This is a genomic window from Aequitasia blattaphilus, from assembly GCF_024721305.1.
In the GTDB taxonomy this organism is placed as follows: domain Bacteria; phylum Bacillota; class Clostridia; order Lachnospirales; family Lachnospiraceae; genus Aequitasia; species Aequitasia blattaphila.
This window is the reverse complement of record NZ_JAMXOD010000013.1, coordinates 1-20,571: the sequence shown is the minus strand read 5'-3', so window position 1 is coordinate 20,571 and position 20,571 is coordinate 1. Positions and strand designations below refer to the sequence as shown.

Annotated in this window: 18 protein-coding genes; 1 reads left to right on the top strand and 17 read right to left on the bottom strand. The window is 39.2% G+C overall.

The window, feature by feature from the left end; genetic code table 11:
- The 5 genes from NHH15_RS09810 to NHH15_RS09790 form a co-directional block, all read right to left on the bottom strand.
- Complete coding sequence (locus tag NHH15_RS09810; protein ID WP_262066491.1) at positions 1-1,104, bottom strand: hypothetical protein; 1,104 nt, start codon at positions 1,102-1,104, stop codon at positions 1-3.
- A 16-nt stretch (positions 1,105-1,120) separates the two neighbouring features.
- On the bottom strand, positions 1,121-2,149 hold the full coding sequence (locus NHH15_RS09805) for an ROK family transcriptional regulator (RefSeq protein ID WP_262066490.1): 1,029 nt from the start codon (positions 2,147-2,149) through the stop codon (positions 1,121-1,123).
- Positions 2,150-2,312: 163 nt separating this feature from the next.
- The gene (locus NHH15_RS09800) at positions 2,313-3,137 is read right to left on the bottom strand and encodes a class C sortase (protein ID WP_262066489.1); all 825 of its coding nucleotides are present in this window, start codon (positions 3,135-3,137) and stop codon (positions 2,313-2,315) included.
- Positions 3,138-4,664 (bottom strand): SpaH/EbpB family LPXTG-anchored major pilin, encoded by a 1,527-nt coding sequence (locus NHH15_RS09795; RefSeq protein WP_262066488.1) that lies wholly within the window; start codon positions 4,662-4,664, stop codon positions 3,138-3,140.
- A 1-nt stretch (position 4,665) separates the two neighbouring features.
- Complete coding sequence (locus NHH15_RS09790; RefSeq protein ID WP_262066487.1) at positions 4,666-6,942, bottom strand: SpaA isopeptide-forming pilin-related protein; 2,277 nt, start codon at positions 6,940-6,942, stop codon at positions 4,666-4,668.
- Positions 6,943-7,093: 151 nt separating this feature from the next.
- Between NHH15_RS09790 and NHH15_RS09785 the strand changes: the two genes are divergently transcribed.
- A complete protein-coding gene (locus NHH15_RS09785; protein ID WP_262066486.1) occupies positions 7,094-9,661 on the top strand; it encodes a LuxR C-terminal-related transcriptional regulator in 2,568 nt (855 codons plus the stop codon).
- A 49-nt stretch (positions 9,662-9,710) separates the two neighbouring features.
- Here the strand turns inward: NHH15_RS09785 and hxlB (NHH15_RS09780) are convergent, their stop codons facing one another.
- From hxlB (NHH15_RS09780) to NHH15_RS09725, 12 genes are all read right to left on the bottom strand, one after another.
- Positions 9,711-10,274 carry a 6-phospho-3-hexuloisomerase gene (hxlB, locus tag NHH15_RS09780; RefSeq protein WP_316044072.1) on the bottom strand — a complete coding sequence of 188 codons (564 nt, stop codon included), beginning with the start codon at positions 10,272-10,274 and terminating at the stop codon, positions 9,711-9,713.
- The gene (gene hxlA / locus NHH15_RS09775; protein ID WP_262066485.1) at positions 10,271-10,909 is read right to left on the bottom strand and encodes a 3-hexulose-6-phosphate synthase; all 639 of its coding nucleotides are present in this window, start codon (positions 10,907-10,909) and stop codon (positions 10,271-10,273) included. Before hxlA ends, hxlB (NHH15_RS09780) begins: the two co-directional genes overlap by 4 nt.
- 12 nt (positions 10,910-10,921) lie before the next feature.
- A complete protein-coding gene (gene hxlB, locus NHH15_RS09770) occupies positions 10,922-11,485 on the bottom strand; it encodes a 6-phospho-3-hexuloisomerase (RefSeq protein ID WP_262066484.1) in 564 nt (187 codons plus the stop codon).
- Between the two features lie 7 nt (positions 11,486-11,492).
- Complete coding sequence (gene rpe, locus NHH15_RS09765; protein WP_262066483.1) at positions 11,493-12,167, bottom strand: ribulose-phosphate 3-epimerase; 675 nt, start codon at positions 12,165-12,167, stop codon at positions 11,493-11,495.
- Positions 12,167-13,111: a ribokinase gene (locus NHH15_RS09760; RefSeq protein WP_262066482.1), complete on the bottom strand. Its 945-nt coding sequence runs from the start codon at positions 13,109-13,111 to the stop codon at positions 12,167-12,169. Before NHH15_RS09760 ends, rpe begins: the two co-directional genes overlap by 1 nt.
- 18 nt (positions 13,112-13,129) lie before the next feature.
- Complete coding sequence (locus tag NHH15_RS09755; RefSeq protein ID WP_262066481.1) at positions 13,130-14,125, bottom strand: ABC transporter permease; 996 nt, start codon at positions 14,123-14,125, stop codon at positions 13,130-13,132.
- Positions 14,126-15,148 (bottom strand): ABC transporter permease, encoded by a 1,023-nt coding sequence (locus NHH15_RS09750; RefSeq protein ID WP_262066480.1) that lies wholly within the window; start codon positions 15,146-15,148, stop codon positions 14,126-14,128.
- Between the two features lie 19 nt (positions 15,149-15,167).
- A complete protein-coding gene (locus tag NHH15_RS09745) occupies positions 15,168-16,649 on the bottom strand; it encodes a sugar ABC transporter ATP-binding protein (protein ID WP_262066479.1) in 1,482 nt (493 codons plus the stop codon).
- Between the two features lie 111 nt (positions 16,650-16,760).
- Positions 16,761-17,864: a substrate-binding domain-containing protein gene (locus NHH15_RS09740; RefSeq protein ID WP_262066478.1), complete on the bottom strand. Its 1,104-nt coding sequence runs from the start codon at positions 17,862-17,864 to the stop codon at positions 16,761-16,763.
- Between the two features lie 66 nt (positions 17,865-17,930).
- On the bottom strand, positions 17,931-18,494 hold the full coding sequence (locus NHH15_RS09735; RefSeq protein ID WP_262066477.1) for an SIS domain-containing protein: 564 nt from the start codon (positions 18,492-18,494) through the stop codon (positions 17,931-17,933).
- Between the two features lie 3 nt (positions 18,495-18,497).
- Positions 18,498-18,953 (bottom strand): RpiB/LacA/LacB family sugar-phosphate isomerase, encoded by a 456-nt coding sequence (locus NHH15_RS09730; protein WP_262066476.1) that lies wholly within the window; start codon positions 18,951-18,953, stop codon positions 18,498-18,500.
- Between the two features lie 64 nt (positions 18,954-19,017).
- Positions 19,018-20,049 carry a LacI family DNA-binding transcriptional regulator gene (locus NHH15_RS09725; RefSeq protein WP_262066475.1) on the bottom strand — a complete coding sequence of 344 codons (1,032 nt, stop codon included), beginning with the start codon at positions 20,047-20,049 and terminating at the stop codon, positions 19,018-19,020.
- Positions 20,050-20,571: the final 522 nt, after the last annotated feature.

The following is a 20,571-nucleotide window of genomic DNA, read 5'->3' as shown; positions in this document are numbered from 1 at the left end:
TTACCCAGCTTCCTTACTGATACCAATCAAATGCTCCATCGGTGCTTTCATCAAATCCCAGGACAGCACCACTTCCTTACCTCCCCCACTTTTAACCCCACGAATGCTTTCCTGAATATATCCCTCACTTGTCCGGGCTATTTTCTCGTCATAATTCACCTCAATCCCTGGTGCAACAGCGCAATCACAGTGCTCCACCAGTACCCTTACTTGAGCTTCCAGATCTTGAGGGCTTATTTCCTTGTGAGTAAATTTACACCCAAGCGCTTCTTCCATAGTATGATATTCAAAGCTCATACCTGCAGGCGCCCACGTCTTTCGATACATCATCGGTTTGATGAAATCTGCAAACTGTGAAAGCCGATAAATATTTTGTCCTACATACCAAGACATAAAAGGATAGAATACATCCATGCCAATTTTAAGCTCACGCTTGCGAAAGCTTAGAACCAAGCTTTCCAATTGCCTTGTTAATATCTCTTGCTTTCCCCTCATAAACCTTTGGATTTTCTCATCTGCAAATGTAATCCCCCGTGGCTCCTGATAATCAGCTATAGCCATAACTTCTCCGCTGGATTTCTTTGCAAGAGCCTGTCGAATCTCATCCAATTCTACTCCCTCTTTCAAAAAGAGTTCCTGACACTTGTGACAGCAGCAGCTCATCACCCCCGACAAGCCTGCAACAAACGACTGAGAGCGAATCTTATCCAAAAACACTCCGTCAAATCCAATGTCCTTAAAGTTTTCATCAAATACCTTGAGAATACTCTGATGATTCTCCTTTGCAGAGGGACAATAGAAGGTGAAAGATTCTCCTTCCTGAAGATGAAAAGCCGCGACCTGTTTCCCATAAATATCAATTGCCGGCTTCATCTCCTCTACCATGCCAATCTCAGAAAAAACCGGAAGCCAAAGATACAACTCAATTTCATCCCCTATTGCTTTTTTTACCTCTTTATAAATTTCCGTCTCAAGATTCCAGCCAATAATAATTCTTTTTACATCCAACAATTGCGTCACTTCTATAATGCGTTTTAGAATCACATCTTTTTCATAGAGAGGATTCTTCCATCCCCCTGTAAAAAACTGCACCGTGTATTTCATTATTTCCTCCCCTTATCTAATTCAATACCAAACGTATTTCCTCTCTGACTGAGTCAATTGCAACTTGAATTGCTCCCTCAAGATAATATTTTTCCTCATCCTCCACAATCATAAGATTCGGAACCATACCGGAAGGAAGATTCGCAATACAGTACTTTTTAATCTCACCTAAAAGTCCGTCACAAAAATTGCTGCCACCAAAAACCATTAAAGGAGGATTAATCATAGAAATAATGTTTGCAACAATTCGGGACATAATATCTCCCTTTGATTCCTTATTTTCTTTTGCTAAAAGCTGTTCCACATTCTCTTCACCATTCACCCGCATATAACCAATTTCACCGGCGAAGCTGCTAAAACCATTTACCACCTTTTGATTTACAATCAAACTCGCTCCAAGACCCTGCCCTGCATGAATGTAAACCATATCTTCGATTCTCGCGTCAATCCCTTTCCGGTAATATCCATATGCCACTGTGTTAATATCGTTTAAAACATTGATTGACACTTCAAATTGCTTTTGAAGCTCCTCTTTCAGGTTCACACCTTCAAGCTCTGGAATCTGAGGTATTGCAAATAACTGTCCATTCTTGGCAACCGCCGCAGGCACTCCCACTGCAAGCCCCTTTACATGAAAGCTTTTATCCAATATCTTTTCAACTAATCCACTGAGATTGTCCAAATATGTCTTCCCCTCTTGAATCGGAACAACCTCTTTTTCCAATGACTTCCCGCTTAAGTCTCCAATTTCATAAATCATGCTCTCTTTGTTTAAAATCACTGCTGCCACTGAGCTTCGTTCATGATTAAATCCGTAGCGCATCGCTTTTCTTCCACCACTGGAAAATGCATATCCCATCTCAACTACTTCGCCATTCTCCACCATCTTCTTTATGATTGCATTCACCGTTGGCTGGCTTACCTTTGTCGCCTCTGATAGCTCAACTCTGGTTGCTGTCCCTGCAAGAATAAGTGCATTTCTTATCAATCCTTGATTTACCTGTTTCATTGTATTGGGTTGTCCTGTTAATCTCGTCTTCTTCATTTTCAAGTCTCCATTTTTAATCATCTTAATTATGTTTTCGCCTTGATTTTTCAGCCTTTAACCATTCCCTAATCTTGTTTTTCATTCACTTCTTTAAGAATATTAAATAAGTTGTTAAATAAAGAATACCATCCTTTCTCTCCAATTACAATCATCAACTTGTCTAAATTTCATTTTCTATCTTTGTAAGTCTTTCACAATAAACTCGATGTATCTTTATGCCACATCCAATAAGAACCAGTAAAACAAGGATGATTATCCAGAGCTTACTTTTTTCTTTCATCACAACCTCTTGACCCTCAACCTCCCCAACCAATCTTCCTCGAACCAATAATCTATGAGAGTTAATTCCATAGGGTGTGCAAGTAACCAGAGTAATGTACTCTCCATGCTTCAGTTCATGAAAAGAAAACTCCTCTGGTAAAATCACATCTGTTTTGTCCACCTGGTATTCGAATGTTTTATCCAATACCGTTACGTAAAAAACACTTTCTGTTTTCAGCTTATCAAGCTTCGTAAACAAGACCGCATTGGGCAGCCCGGTATGTCCGGTTAAGATGGTATGATCCTCTCCACCGATTGGCAAAGCAGTTCCTTCTATGTGCCCAATGCCCTTTTCTAAATTTTTTTCCTTTGTTCCATGATAAATCGGAAGGTCAACATCAATCTCTGGAATCTTGATTCTCCCCATGACCCCATCCATGTTGAGTGTTGACAAATAATTTTTAGGCAGAACCCTTCCACTGTTTGGTACGAAGGGATCCTCCACCGGTTCCCCTTCCAATGCATGATTGTAGTCCATTGCTTGCTGCCATTCTTTCTCAAGAGTCTCATCACTTAAGAAGCCTGCCTTTCGTTCATATCCCTCTGCGACTGTAGTGAACCGGTATGCATTGTACCATGAACTGATAAATGGATAGGACAATACAATTACTCCTATAACAATAATCGTAATGATAAAAATTTTCCGAAGTCCAGCTTTTTTCATTTACTCTCTTTCTTTCTTCGTTTTCTTAAGAGCAATCACTCCTACTCCTATCAAAAGCACTCCTACAACAGTAAAGAGAATCGTCCCCCTTCCTCCTGTCATAGGAAGCATAAACACTGGCCCGGGACCGTCTTTCCCTACTCTTGTATTCTCAATCGTCACAGTAGCTCCTGGCTCTTCTTCTGGAATCGTCACTTTTATTACATCTGGGCGTAATACATACTTCCAATCCGAATGAGAAGACGGTGCATTTGGTGCTTTTACCTCTACAAGATAAAAGTCTTTGTCCTGCCCACTTACCTCTGTTAGTCCAATAAAAATTCCAAATCCATGCTCTTCCCCGCCGGATCTGCTGTCGGCACCTGAGGTTACCACCCAATCTTCACCTTTGTCATTCTTTATAAACTTCCTGTCCTGAGCATCCTTTAAAGAAGCAGCAATCTTAAATTGGGCTCCATCAAGCTTAATTCCATGATCCTCATGATCCACCTTCATAATTTCCACATAGGCAAGATTTATACCTGGCTTATTTGCCGGATTTGCTTCCTTTGTCTCCGTTTCATCATGGTTGCTCCATTGTTTGGTTACATCATTTTCAATCCTTCCATTATTGGGATTCGTACTAAATGCCGTATCACCAATCATTGTATCCATAATTACTTCAATTCTTCCTGCCCCTCCGTCCAAGAGACGATCAATCCCCTTTTCTGTCAGCTCAAAAGTTACAGTATGACTGCCACTTGTAGAGGTTCCAATATAATCATTTTCAATTATTAATGGAATTGTGGTTCCATCCGGGCGCACTCCCTGCACCGTTTCACTTCCTGGAGTAAAATACAGTCTTGAATCCAAGGTATCCACAAGACGATAGTATCCATATTCATAGGAACCAGCCTCGCCTTTTCGAATTTCCTTATTAATCCTTCCGCTTATTTTCCAGGTAACCGTATCTCCAACAAAATATTTTATCTCCTCGTCTACAACCTCCTTGGTTACTTCCTCAATATTTACATTTTTAGGATATACATGTACATTATAGTTCCAGCCAGAACCAGTCCCTGTGTAACCGTAAGGTACCGATACAATAACCATATCCATTGGAGCATACTCACCCTCTGGAGGTGTTGTCTCTTCTAATACATAGTATCGAACAGAATCCAGATTAGGAAATACAATTTTTCCATTTTCAGCGATTTCTTCATTTCCCACTTTTACGGCATTTGCCTTTGCTTCTTCCGGAGTAGTTGATTGAGTGATTTCGAAATCATCCTTTACCATATAGAGGGTAAAGCCTACTCCGTCTAAGGGTTCTCCAAATTCCTTCAGCTTATCTGCATCGGTAATTTCAAGCCCGTCTCCGGCTTCTGTCGGTTCATTATTTATTCCAAACTTGTGAACCGTAATACTTCCCTTCACACTTGGATCCGGTGTTTCCTCATTGTCAGCCACAGCTACCAGACTAGTGGTGTTAAGCGACATAATAATTCCAAACAACACAATTGCTTTTTTCATCTTTTTATATAGCATACTACTTATTTCTTCCTCTCTTTGTCATAATAATTCCTCCCATAATCAAAGCAGAACCCACCAAAATGAAGCCTCTGATTCCTTGCTTTCCACTTAATGGGAGAGTTACTGTTTTTAGGTTTGGCAGCCGGTATTCTTCCGCTACTTGTTTAAAGGCCGGCGGCTTTTTCCCCTCATCTCCATAACCAATTATTTTAATTTCTCTGTTCCGATTTATTTCAACAACCCAATATCCTTTCGGTGTCTCGTATCCATAGGGAGCTTTTATTTCTCTCAACACATACTCTCCTGGTTCGAGTGCACCAAAATCTACCAAACCATTTTCATCGGATACTCTAGTCAAAATCTCATCATTCAGTTGTTTCTCAAGGGTAAACTCAGCCCCTTGCAAAAATACATCCCTTTCCTCTTCTTCTTTTATTTTCCGAAAGGAAAAGGATGATTGTTGAACTTCCCGATACACCGCGGGCACCATAATCTCTGTAACAATCAAATTGGAATGTAGCCCTGTGTATCCGTTGGCAACAACTCCTGCCGTTCCACCCTCTGGTAAGCTTCCACTCGTCTGAGTCTTATGCATTCGTTTTCCTTCATACTCTTCTTTTACCTGCACTCGATAAGTAAGCTTGTATTCTTTCCCCTCCTGAAACCCTCCCCCCAGATTCCACACAACAGCTCTCTGACTGGGTAAATATCCTGCATAAATCCCGGGTGTGTCAACCCAGTTTTCTTCTCCAATATCGGTACTCATGGCAGAGTCAAAATGGGTAAGTTCTACGTATTGGCTCATGTAGTCTACTAAAACAACATTTTTAAGCTCTTGTACCACTTCCCCATCCTTTTTCTCTTGTTCCCCTCGAAATCGGACTGTTATTGTATAGGTACCATCATAAATATCTATCAACGTTTCATTCTTGTCTCCCTCCAGTTTTGCAGGTTCCACCAGGGGCGTGTAAACAGTTGGTACCAGAACCTCCTGTTCTTCCACAATATTCGAAGTCAGATACGTATACCCATTAGCCACAACACCATCTTGTCCCTCTTCCGGCATTCCTCCACTGGTTTGATCTTTGTGTAATTTTTTCCCGATTCCTGCCTCAGTAATCTGAACGTAATAAGAAAAACGATAACGCCGTTCCGAATGAAAGTTGAAAATCTCACAGCCTAATGTTTTCGTCGTATCATCATAGCTTCCATTCCATTCGTCAGGAGAAACATCTTCCCATGACAGGCCTTGATCTGTAGACATTTCCAGTCTCATCCCCTGTCCTTGATCCCGCTCAAAATAGGTGACATATTCACTCATTGGATCAATCAGCTTTACCCTTGCGTGTTCGATTGGATAGGGTTCTTCCTGTATATCCTGTCCAATAGCTTCAAAGGCAGCCTCCAGATTACTCGTATTCGTACTTACAAATTTTTCCAAATCCGTTGCCACATATTCCAAAAAATCTCTGGAATTTCCAGATTCTCCTGTGTTTAATCCTACCGTATAGACTACGTATCCTAAATCCTTTACTTTTTTCCCCTCATCCTTAGCTTCTTGAAAGGAACTATCTTCCCTTTCTACATAGTAGTCATTCTCTTCGTCCTGAACAATATAGTGTACGGAAGGCTCTCCATCCGTTAAATAAATTACGATTCCTTGTCTGTCTCGCTTCTCTTCCTCACTCCTTCTTTCCAACATCTGTCTGGCACCTATGAATCCCGCCTCTGAATTGGTGCTCCCGGCAATCTTATACTCTCCCGATTCCCGCACTTGTTTTGCCGTTTTACCGGCATATACACTTTTTAACGCTCCGGCATCCGCTGTAAAATCTATTAAGGTCTTGTGGGCTTTCCCTACGTAATTACTGGAATAGGAGGAGCCAAATCCTACCATACCGATTCGTATGTCTCCGCCAGCTCTCGACTCTCCCAATAATTGATTGATAATATGATCCATCGCCCTCATGGATGGTTTCCAGTTTTCAAACTGGTTATTATCCATACTGGAGCTCAAATCCACCGCGAGTACAACATCGACTGGAACATTTTCTGTAACAGTAGTAACCCCTGGTTGCCCTTCTATTTCTACCTGTATCTTATGAATTCGGTCGTCTCCTTCTTCTCTGGAAGCTGTCTTCACTCCTGTAAGGCTTCCCGTAGTATTCCTTGGTTGTATTTCCGACACTGGAAAAAGCTCTTCATCAGACTCAGCGTTAACACGTAGTTGAAATGCACTTAAAAAAAGAAATGCAAAAAATAACACAGCACATATTAGGATTTTCTTTACCATAATCCACCTCACCTTCTTCATTGCTATGTGCAGATTCATTATAGAAAAGAAAACGGAATATATACTGTCTTTTTCTGTAACTTTTTTCTATTGGAGACTGTCTTTTTTTATAGTATTATGGAAATATAAATTATGATGGAGGTAACCTGAAATGAATCGTTCTGACTATCTTCCAAACCAGCCTTTGCCTACTGGTTTTGTGAAATTACCCCGCATCAGTCACAAGCTTTCTCATTCTTTGAATAATTCAATGACTACTATACTTGCAGGACCCGGTTACGGTAAGACTTCCCTGGTTTCCGAGTATGTCAAAAAACTGAAACTGCCTATTATCTGGATTAGCTTATCTGTTCTGGATAACAACCCAGCCTTCTTTTGGAAAACCTTAAGTATTGCTGCACAAAAAGAACTCCCTGAGGTTTCAGACATTATTTCAAGACATACTTTTCCCGAGACAATCGATGAGATGTCTGCTTTTGTAATGGATACGGTATTAGACAAGGTTATTGAGGAAAAATATGGCAAGATTGTACTCATTACGGACAATTATGAACTGATTACAAACACAAAAATATCAAACTTCTTTTTCCAGTTACATACAGTAAATTTGCTATATGCTCCATTAAATATTCATCAAATCATTATTGCAAATGAGAATATTAAAGACCTTACCATTGCACCTTCTAATATTTCCGTTAATCAAATGCATCAAAACCTCATTATCACTGCAAGAGATTTGTCATTAAATATACGGGAAATACAAAGTCTTTTCAGCATATACGGTAAAAATATTAAAGAAGAAGAGGCACAAAGACTTCTGCAGCAGACCGAAGGATGGCCACTAATGCTTCATATTATTGCAGCAGACTCCTCTCAAAATATGGAAAATCTTATTTCTTCTGTGTACAAGCTTTTTGAAAAGTACTATTTTGGAAATTACTCTATAAAAACACAAGAAATTTTGACAAAACTCATTGTGTTTCAATCATTTTCCCACAAAATGATTTCTGATTTAACCATTGATGAGTCAAAAGAGCTTTATGAGCAAACCCTGGAAATTATTATAAAAAATCCTTTTATTGAATATTCCTATGAGATTTTACAATTCCGTTTCCTTATTCCTTATAGAGATTTTTTAATCTCAACATTTTTCTCATTGGAGTCAAGAGAACAAATTCACACTCTAAGCAGCGCCAGCAGCTATCCTTTTGACTCTCTGGACATCCGAACAATTATGACCCTCTATATCCAGACAAAAAATTATGAAGGGCTTTCAAAGTACTTGATTCTTCTGGCACCCTACAATGTAGAATCTTCTTACATACAGGCCTTTCTGCAATTTCTATTGCAAATTCCAAAGGAATACAGAGATACTCATCCCTGGATTGATTTTTTTATTGCCTTGCTGCATTTTAAAGCCCGGGATTTGGAATTATCAAAGTCTGCTTTTTATTCACTCATTGATTCTTTGGATTCTACACAACCTGAATACAAAAGGATTATCGGAGAAAGCTACGTTATGCTTGCAAATATTTCCATTGCTCAAAATAGGCTTTTTGATCTTTCAATCCTAAAAGAACACATCCCTCTTTTAAGTGACGGCAGTATTATGAGTGTTCACAACACTTATTCTATTGTGGAAAATTCGGGATTTTTTCTTCCACCTGATGAAGATATTACTATTCAGGATATGGTGGACTATATTTCCGACTATACTTTTTGTATTTCACAAATCAATAAAGAGCAATTAGCCGGTTATGATTATCTTTTTCATAGTGAAGCTCAGCTAATGACCTGCGACTATGAAAAGGCGTCCTATTACGCAAAACAAGCAGTGTTTAAGGCCTCCATCGAAGGGCAGCATGGAATTGTCTTAAATGCATATCACATACTAGTACGCATTGCATTTGCTTTAGGCAACTATAGCTCTTTAAAGACCTACTATCGCAATGGGAACAAATATTACAAACAGTATACACCTCATATGCTTCATGATTTAAACGATATCTTTCAAGCTATTTATGGATTTTATCTGGAAAACTTTGATTCTGTGCCAGAGTGGATTAAAGAAGGGGATTTGAATCACTATCGGGACAAGCAAGATGCCATTGGCAGAAATATAATTGCCTGTGCTCTCTATGCTCTGTATGAAAAAGACTATCCTAAGTTCCATACCTTAGTAGATGAGTTAAATCAAGTTACAACTACACGTGGCCTTTGGCCCTTAAAAGTACGAAACCATATTTTGTATTCCATCTCCTACCTGCATCTCGACAGGAAAGACAAGGCTCTTGCCGCTTTTAGAGAAAGCTATGACATGGTTTACAAACACAATATATCTTTTTTGTTTATGGAGTTGGGTACACATATACTTCCGATTATCCAACTGGTACGAAGAGAAAATGATCCTTATTATGATGACGAATGGCTGAAATCTCTAGAGAATAAGACAAGAGAATTTGTATCCCATCTTGAATCGATTCAAAAAACATTCTTTCACACAAAGAATAGTAAGGCTCCTGTAAAAACCACTCTGACTCCCCGGGAAAAACAGGTTCTGAAACTTCTTACCCAAGGCTTATCCCGGGCGGAAATCGCACTGAGCTTGAATATTTCCGTCAGTGGAGTTCAAAAGTTTCTGAGTAATATTTATTTAAAGCTCGGGGCAAAAAATGGGGCGGATGCGGTGTCGATTGCTCTTTCAAATCATATTGTGTAGGTGAAGATAGCTAAGAGCGGGCGATTATCGCCCGCTCTTGTCCATAAAATCATTCCAGATTTGCATGTCTCTTAAACATTTCATCTTCTAATATATTGTCTTCTTTCATAAGCATCTTTATCAGTCCATCATACACAATCCAGCTCAGCTGCTCAAATAAATTTCCCATTGGTTGCACTGATTTCACAGAATCTTTTCGTTCACTCTTAGGCGTACCCCCTGGAATGCAGATTGCTGCTTTTGCTAATTTACCAATTGTTGCTTCCGGAAAAATTGTAACAGTCGCTACATCCGCTCCAATTCGTGCAGCTTTTTCTGCCATAACTTTAAGGCTCTCTGTCTCTCCTGAGCCCGAACCAATGATTAGCAAATCCCCCTCTCCAATTGAAGGAGTAGTTGGTTCTCCCACAAAAAACGTTTGCTTTCCTAAATGCATCAGACGATTTGAAAATGCTCTTGCACAAAAGCCCGACCTGCCAGCTCCAACAACAAAAATTTTCGAGGCATTCTGAATCAACTCAACCATTTTGAGCATCTCTAATTCATCTATCTGACGTGTATATCGTGCTATTTCTTCTACAATCTCTATTAACACCTTTGACTCTCTCATCATTTGGTCCTTTCCGCTATGCACTTTGCTATTTTAGCTGCTTCTAGCCTTGGATTCTCCGAATGGCAAATACCTCCCCCTGATATCACCACATCTGCGCCTGCATCTATATAACTTTGAATCGTACCCGAATGAATTCCTCCAGCAACAGAAATCTCTGCTTTCTGCCTGTGTTCAAGCATTAACTTAAGATCATCTATCGCACTACGGCCTGCAGCCTGCTGATCAACCCCAGTATGAACAGAAATACCAAAAACACCTATTTCTTCAATTGCTTTCATACGCGTTGGAATGTCTGGAACGCAAATCATATCCACATATATTTTACGTCCGTATTGTTCAGCTGCATCCTGGCACCCCTGGATAGTAAGTAAATCCGTCACCCCCAATACAGTGGCATAATCTGCGCCTGCACGAAAAGCCAATTCCGCCTCAAAGAAACCTGCATCCATAATTTTCAAATCTGCTAAGATTTCCTTTTCCGGATATCGGTTTTTAAAACTGCGTACAGCTTCCATCCCATACTCCATTAAAAAGGGACTTCCCATTTCAATGATATCAATATATTCCAAAATACTATCCGTAAGTTTTAGGGCTTCTTCCATACTCAAATCATCTATTGCCAATTGTAATTTCATTCATTTCACCTCTTATTCTAGATTTGCATGATACTCCCACAATTGTTCCATATCTAAATCCCGCTGTTTGATAATCATCATAGCAGTCGCATCTCCAAAGAGCAATAAGGATTGTTCAAACAATGAAGTCATCGGTTGACGAGAGGCAATTTCATCTTCTTTTTTTGCTCGACTCTCTACCGGTATACGAAGAAAAAGGTCTGTATACTGACTTAAACTACTCTCTGGATTACTTCCAATATGTACGACTTTTGCACCGAGTTGTTTGGCCTTTCCTGCAATTCCTAACGGAAACAATGTTTCACCGCTTCCAGAGCCCACAATTAAAACATCTTTATCTGTAATAGCTGGCTCCGTAATCTCTCCTACTACTACAGCCTTTATTCCTAAATGACCATAGCGCTTCGCAATTGCTTTTAATGCCAGTAAGACTCTACCAACTCCGACAAAAAACACCTTGTCTGCCTCTTCAAGAATGGTTAGATAAGCTTGAACCTGTTCTTCCGCTACGGCCTCAAGAGCCATTTGACACTCTTCTATTATTGATAAACTGTTTTTCAAATACTCATTTGTCATAACATCTTTACACCGCCTGTATGATTTCCCTTAATTTTCTTGTATTTTCGACAATGGTACCTTCCTTTGAAAAAATGCTAGAGCTTCCACCTACATATATGTTAGCACCCATTTCAGACATACTCTTTGCATGTTCAAAACTCACATTACCATCTACTTCTATTAAAATATCTCCATACCCTCTCTCATCAAGCATATTTCGTAAATTTCGAATCTTATCCAAGGTTGCTGGAACAAGTTTCTGACCAGCAAATCCCGGGTTAACAGTCATAATAATAATGACATCTAAATCCTCGAGCAAATCTTCTACCATGTACAGCGGAGTACCTGGATTTAATGAAACTCCCACCTTTACTCCTAGCTCCCTTACCATACTGAGTGCTCTCTGAATATGTCTTGTTGCTTCACAATGAATGCATACAATATCATTGGCATCTAGCCCTTTGAATGCCAAAAGACTATTCTCTGGATTTTCAATCATAAGATGTATATCCAATGGAATATCGGTAATCTCTCTAACACTGTTGACGAAATCTGTACTGAGGGTAATATTAGGAACAAAATGATTATCCATAATATCGATATGCAGATAATCCACCTGAGCCGCTTCAAGACTGCGAATGTCTCTCTCCACATTCATCAAATCAACACACATCATTGAAGGCGAAATTTTTCTTATCATTACTTCACTTCCTCCTTTTCATAACGTTTCAAGAATGCAATCACTTCCTCTTCTGTTGGGATTGATGTCTGCGCGCCTTTTCGTGATACACAGATTCCGGCTGCAGCATGAGCAAAACGAATCGCTGTCTCCATCCCTTCTCCTTTGCATAGTTGTATTGCCAGTGCTGCTCCAAATGTATCACCTGCCGCTGTAGAATCAAGTGCATTTACTTTAAAGCAAGGTACTATTTTAACGGTATTCTCATTATATAAAAGTGCTCCCCTGCACCCCATTTTTAAGATGACATGCTTGGGCTTTACCTCATCATATAGTTTTTTTGCTGCGGCAATTGCTTTTTCTTCTGTATCTGCATCAATTCCTGTAAGGGCCTTTGTTTCTGCTTCGTTAGGAGAAATAATAAAAATATTTTTCAGTCTTTCTAAAGATATGCTCTGTGCTGGACCAGCATCTAAAAACACTCGAATTCCTTTTTCAGAAGCATACTCATAAGTTTTATATACTGTTTCAAGTGGCATTTCCAGCTGCATCACTACCATATCATAGTCTTTCGCATCAATAGCACTTCTCACCTGATTAAAATCCAACTTATCATTTGCTCCCATCACCACATAGGATACATATTTTCCTGACTCATCTACCATAATCGGGTCAAAACCTGTTTGCTCATCTGGATCAAAAACAATAAATTGTGTATCTACTCCTGCCTTTTTCAAGTCATTTACCAAGGCATAACCATTGTCATCATCACCAACCCGACCAACCATTGTCACATCTGCTCCCTGAAAAGCTGCTGCCATTGCCTGATTTGATCCTTTTCCTCCTGGAACATATGCATAATAACGGCATAAAACCGATTCACCGAAATCAGGAATCTTCGGAACACCATATATCATAGCATCCATATTCATGCTTCCGACTACTAATATTTTTGGTTTTGACATGTTGTTTCTCCTTTTTTACTAACTTAATTTTGCAAGTCTTGCTGTTTTTCTTTTATTAATTACAAAGTTGATAATCAGCACTGCAATTAAGGCTACACCCCAGATCAAGTCTCGGAAATAGTTGCTGATATCTGGAAACATATTCAAATATGACGATAACACCTGAAGAATTACCACTGCAATTGCAACTCCAGGAATAGAACCAAATCCACCGTTTGGATTTACCCCTCCTAATACTACAATCAATATGCACTGCATCGTATAGCTGCTTCCAAAATCTGCTTTTGCTGAGTTAATTCTAGCCAGGCTAACCAAACCTGCAATTGCTGATATCACACCAGATATCATATAAGTACGAATCAACGTACTGTTCTTTTTAATACCGGCAAAAACTGCTGACTTTTCGTTTGTTCCGACAAGATATACTCTTGTACCAAATTTTGTCTTACTCATTATGAAGGACAATACAATTGCCGCAACAAGAAAAACAAGAAACGCCAAAGGAATTCCACCTACCAATGTCGTTCCAAGAGCTGTATATCCCTTGGGAAGTCCACTTACTGTACTACCACCTGATATAACAACTGCAATTCCCATATAAAGCTGATACGTTCCTAATGTTGCAAGCATAGCTGGTATATTCAATTTTGAAATCAGAAAACCATTAAACGCTCCACACAGTGCTCCTATTACGATTGCGGTCAGCATTGCAAGTATCACAATCCCACTATTTTCCTCTCCTTGAGGAATCAATCGCTGCATCATCAGACCCGAAACGATTCCACAAAGATTCGCTATATAAACCGTCGAGAGATCAATACCACCAGAAATCATACAAATTCCGACACCCAATGCCATTAACCCATATTCCGCAAGCTGTTTACCAATCGACTGAAAATTGCCCACCTGCATAAACATGCTGGTTTTGGTCGTACATGCTATCAGCACAAATACAACTAGAACAACCAGTAATCTTAAAATATTATCATCGATTTTCTTTCCTGTACGATTCATTTATGCAGCCTCCTTTTTTATTTTTTTCTTTATAATCGCTCCAGAGCGGCTCTGTAATGCTGATATTGCCGTTCCTATTATAATAATTGCTCCAATAAATACTTTCTGCCAGGATACTGCCACCCCAATTAGAATTAAGCTATTTGATACCATTGTTAAAAGCAACGTTCCCAGTAAACATCCCTTTAGCGTACCAACACCGCCAGTCATACGTGTACCTCCAAGAATTACAGCAGCAATAACAATCATCTCACCGCCAGCAAACTCTGTTGGAAGATATCTCATTGACATAATGCTGTAACACAGACCTCCTATTGCTGCTATTCCTCCATTTACAACGAATACTCCAAACCGAATAGCCTTCACATTAAATCCAGCACGTTCCGCTGAAATTTCATCTCCTCCAAGGGCATATACGCCTCGTCCTACCATCGTAAAATTAAGAATCAAATAGGCAATTACATATAAAATAATTAAGATAATAAAAGTCATGGGCAAAGTAGAACCCAGTCCTGATTTTGCATTGACGACAGTAAGCAGAGATTGTTTACCAAATCGTGCCATACTCTCTGGCAAATCCATACGTTCTGCTTCAAATGCTCCCAATAAAATACCGCTGAAAATGGTAGATGTACCTAGTGTTACTATTAGACTTGGGAATTTATATTTCACTATAATAAATCCGTTCAACGCTCCCATTAGCATCCCAAAAAACATGCCTATTAAAAACACAAAAACAACTGGTCCTTTATAGTTCATTTTGGTTGCAATATCTGTCGCCAAATAACTACTTAATGCTGCGATTAGTGGAAATGAAACATCCGGCCCCGTACTCACAAATGCAAGAAGTGCACACAACGCATATATAGAGGGAACAATCATCGACCTAAGCAGATCAACTAAGTTATTATTTGTAAAAAACAGACCTGAACGTATTTGGATAAAAACAGCTAAAGCAATGATAATCAAAAACACATAAAACTCTGTTTGTTTTTTCAATTTCTTTAAACTAAGACGACTCATCTTTTTCTCCTTTCCTCTTCTAAACATTCATGGCAGCAAGTGAATACGTGTTTAAATCCTCACCGCTCAAGAACCCCGTCACTTTTCCACCTTGCATCGCTATTACATTGTCACAAGTCTCAATCACTTCCGCAGCATCATCTGAAACAACAATAATTGCCATCCCTTTTTTTGCTAACTCTCTAAGCAATTTGTGGATATCATGCTTCGCACCTATATCAACACCTACCGTTGGTCCATTTAAAATGAGTACGTCTGGGTTATTTGCAAGCCATCTAGCAAGCACCACCTTCTGTTGGTTTCCACCCGACAAGGTTTGCACAGGTAAGGAGTGGTCTTTTGTTGCTACTCCAATATCTGCTACCCACTTTGCTGATTCCTCTTCCAAAGTCTTCGTATTAATGATTCCTGCTTTTTTAGCCAATTGATCCAATTTTGTCACTGTAATATTGCGAATAATTGATTGTGGAAGGAATAACCCTTCTGTCAATCTATCTTCTGGTACCAGAGCAATTCCTAGTTTCTGTGCTGCTTGTACACTTGAAATACTAACTTCCTTTCCATTCATAGTGATTGTTCCAGATGTCGTCTTCAGCAGTCCAAACAACGCCAGTGATAACTCGGTTCTTCCTGAGCCTAACTGTCCTGTAATGCCTAGGATTTCACCCTTATGTAGCTGAAAACTCACGTCTTCAAATCCTGGGGCACTTAATTCTTTGACTTCTAGAACCACTTCATCATTCCTTTTATTTACAACTTTTTCGTGCTTTTCAAATTGTCTTCCTGTCATATAATAGGCAAACTTTTCTTCTGTCATCTCACTAGTTGCACAAGAAATCACATTCTCTCCATTACGCAATATTGTAATACTATCTGAAAGTTCAAATACTTCATCTAATTTATGTGAAACGAATAGAATTGTAACGCCGTTTTTTTTCAAATCTGCAATAATCTCAAATAATCTTTCAATTTCTTTTTTCGTCAACGCTGTTGTGGGCTCATCCATAATAATTAGTTTCGCGTTATCTAAAAGGGCTCTCGATATCGCAATCAACTGTTTATCAGCTACCGGAAGAGTCTCAACGAGTGCATCCAAATCAACTTCAAAATTGATTTTCTTCACCGCTTCTTCTGCAATGCGGCGAAATTCTTTTCTATTTACTACCTTTTTCTTATTTGCTAAAACTTGATTGAATGCTAAATTTTCAATCACAGTCAAATTCGGAAAAATCGAAAAATCCTGATAAATCACCTGAATTCCCGCACGAATTGCCTCTGCTGGAGTCATAACAGGATAACCTTTTCCATCAACCTCTATACTTCCTTCGTCCGGCTTATAAAAGCCTGATATTACTTTAATAATAGTGGACTTACCACAACCATTTTCACCCGCAAGACAATGTGTCTCACCTTTCTTAATCACAAGGTCAACACCTTTTAACGCGTGAACACCACCAAATGATTTCTTAATTCCTTTTACTGAAAGAATATTCTCTGCCATATCATTTCCAGCCTCCCACTTTTTTTCATACAATACAGTAACAAAGGCATATCACACATCACTTACAAACTCTCTTTCAGATGTGCGATATGCCTGTCATACTTCTTTTATCTAGAAGTCAAAATCCTCAATATTATCTTTCGTAATTTCGATGTCTGCTTCACCAATCAAGCATCTGTTGTCACCTTCGATTAACTTAACACTCTCATATCCAGCTACACCTAAATCACTTCCATCTCCTACTTCCTCACCAGCAAGAATTTTAGCCGCAATAGAGCACATTGCATATCCTGAATCTTTTGGATCCCATAATTTAATCTTTGAAATTGTACCAGAATTCACATATTCTTTGAATTCATTTGGAGTTCCTACTCCAACAACCTTAACTTTTCCACCTAATCCTAGCTCCTCAATTGCTTTTGCAATTCCTGGGCAATCGGTAGATGCAACTCCAGTAAATCCTGTCATGTCTGGATTTGCCTTTAACACTTCTTTTGCTCTTTCATAAGCGGTATCAATACTTTCTTCTGATTCACAAGTTGGGACTGCACCACCATTAACAAGCTCCATATCTGGATAAGCTTCTTCTTGACGCGCCTTTTGTGCTTCAGCATATTCCATATGGGTTGTACTGGTTGTATATGCTACCATCATACCGTACTTCCCTTTTTCTCCCATCTCTTTTGCCAATGCATCCATGAGTGCTGCACCAAAATCTTCTGATGTAAATGCCTCTACATCAAATAGCGTATTCTTTTGGTTTGATGCTTCGTGAGTAACAACAACTATCCCTTGTTTCATTGCTGACTCTAAGGACGCTTCAATTGCACCTGGATCGATTGGTACAACACAAAGTGCATCTACACCTTGATTAATTAAATCATCAATTACTTGAACTTGTGATGCCGCATCTGCATTTGCTGGACCTTTTTGAATTACTTTGATGGATTGCTCTTCACCAAATTCATTAACACCAATTTCCATTCTTTTGAACCAGTTTGCAGTATTATCCTTTGTTACAACAGCAATCGTCCACTCTGACTTGTCTTTATCTGATTTGTATTGTGCCAAATCAAACAAATCGCTTGATGTGCTACTTTCACTATCGGCTTTACTTGTGTCCTTGGTATCACTCTCATTCGAACACGCAACCATTGATAAACACATGATTGTTGCCAATAATAATGCTACCATTTTTTTCATTTTCTTCATCATACAGTTCCTCCTTAAAATTAAATTATATGTTATCCCGCAGTTCCTTTCTGCGGCCCTTATAGGGCTTTATTCCACATTTCTATGCCGCGCAACCATCTCTTTGGACGAAATGTGTAGCTCCTCTTTTAGAAGCATAATTACTACATCAAAAAAAATAAATAAAGCTTGTTCAAATAAATTTCCCATCAATTGCTGTGTTGGTACAAAATCACCTTGTGCCTTATAAGCTTCAGCTGGAACTTGTACAATATAATCTGCAATTTCCAGTAGGTATCCAGTATTTGCCGGTGTAATAAGCAATAGCTCTGCACCAGCTTCTTTGGCCATCTTACAAATATAATTTTCATGTCCTACATCAGCAGATCCACAGGCACAAATAAAAAGGTCTCCTTCTTGAACTGCTGGTGTCGTTTCATCCCATATCCAATGAACTTCCTTACCTAAATGCATTAAGCGCATTGTGAATGCTCTGACAGCAATGCCTTCTCTACCTGCTCCTAACAAAAAAATTCTGCTCTTCTCCTGAATCTTTTGAAGTAAAATATCAACATCTTTTATCTGTATTCTTTCAAATACTTGTTTCAATTCACTGACTGCTCCTAATGCAGTCTTTTGAAATTTGTCTTCCATCTTTCACCTGCCTTCTCTCTCATACTGCTTCATTAACTGAACACCTTCATCGTTATTTCCTGCATACTTTGCAAAGAGCCACGCCTCTATCATTCTCAATGCATCGGGCACATTCATCATCCAAGCTCCAGTACATAATATATTGCCGTGGTTATGCTCTTTACTTAAAACAGCCGGAAGAACATCGTAGCAAAGGACTGCTCTGATTCCTGGCACCTTATTTGCAGCCATTGCCATTCCCTGTCCAGTTCCGCACAGCAAAATACCATAATCATATTCTCCTGCTGCAACTGCATCTGCAACTTTTTTTGCCACTGGAGCATACAATCCCTCTTTTGAAGAATCACATCCTACATCTACAATTTGATATCCATTTTTTTTCATGTTTTCTAGTATTTCAGTTTTAAAATCGTAGGCCGCAAAATCACACCCTATCACTAATTTCAACTGCTGTTCCATAAACATTCTCCTTTCTTTTCCATGTAACCGGTTACATTTTTGTCAAAAAAGTAAATCGCAACATTTACTTTTTAAATCGTTTCAAGCTCTCCGCATCTTCTCTACTTAAGGGAGCATCTAATATAATACTGGAAATCGGTTTGTCCGGAAATGCCATTCTGCTTATGAGTAATTCCATAGCTTTACGTCCCATCTTAAACGCATCTCTCTTAATATACACAAAATCTGTTTGAAACAACTCTAGCGCCTCAATGCGATCCAATCCTATGCAAACGATATCTTTCGGCATGGATTCTCCTCTTTCAAACAGCGCTTTAAAAAATCCCATACTTGTTCGGTTATTACAAGTCAATACTGCTGTAGGCCGGTCTTCCATGGACAATAGTTGACTGGAAAGTTTATACGACGTACCCATTCGAAAATCTCCAAAAAACATATATCGCTCCTCTGGCTCAATACCTGCATCTCTTAATGCCTCCAGATATCCATCTTGCCGAATCCTTGCCAGTACTCTATCCAATGTCCCATTGATAATACCAATTTTGGTGTGTCCACCTTTAATAAGTGCTTGAGTTGCATCATAGATTCCTTGGCGATCATCGAAATAGACCCCATCAAAATCAAGTCCAATCTTCCGATCGAGTAATACAACCGGTGTGTCAATCTCGTTTAAAAGTTTTTCCAATCTCTTCTTCTGTTTCTTATCACTATAATCTGTTGCCGGTGTGTACAAGAGCCCCCGCACGCGATTCTCTTTCAGCATTTCTAATGCCTTGTAATCTTTCTTGGAATCATCGTCTGAGTTACAGCAGATCAAACTTAGATTATTCCGGTCAATTATCTCTGTCACTCCTCTCAGTATTTCTCCAAAAAAAGGGTTATCCACTTCTGGTACTACCACTCCTATCGTTGAGGAAGTTCGTTTCGATAAGCCTCGCGCCACTGCTGATGGCGAATAATGCCTCTTATCTATAATTGCCTGGATTTTTTCCCGCGTGTCCGGTGCTACCGAACTGGAATTGTTAATAACTCTGGATACTGTTGCCTTTGAAACTCCTGCTTCTTTAGCTATATCATCTATCGTTGTTTCTCCCATTGAACCATCCTCCCGATTCCATGTAACCGGTTCCAACTGATTACACTTTAATACTTTTTTTATTAAATGTCAATAATACTCTTTTCTCTTTATCTTTTTCTGTATGTTTTACAGAATTTTCATTTCTGTTTTTGTGCATTTCTAACAGTTCTTTTTTCATCCCTTCATACTTATATAATTATATCGGACACCTTCTCTCTTGTCTACTAATGGTCGCTTAATTCTTTTCCACTACCATTAATTTAGGATTTTTTTGATATTGATTTTAACAAAAACATCAAGAATTCTCCTTCCTCTATAGGGAGTGAGATGAATTGATTTACTTGCCTGTCGGCAATGAAAAGGATTTTGACTGAAATCTAATTTCGGAAATATCTTGGTGTAGCTACCATAAACTACTACAAAAAATAATCATGACCACCGGCTCAGCCGGTGGTTTGCTCTGTCCCTGTAAGGGACTATTACCAGCTTGGGCCTCAAAGGCCCTACGAAATATGGGCCCCAACCGCACCATATCCACTA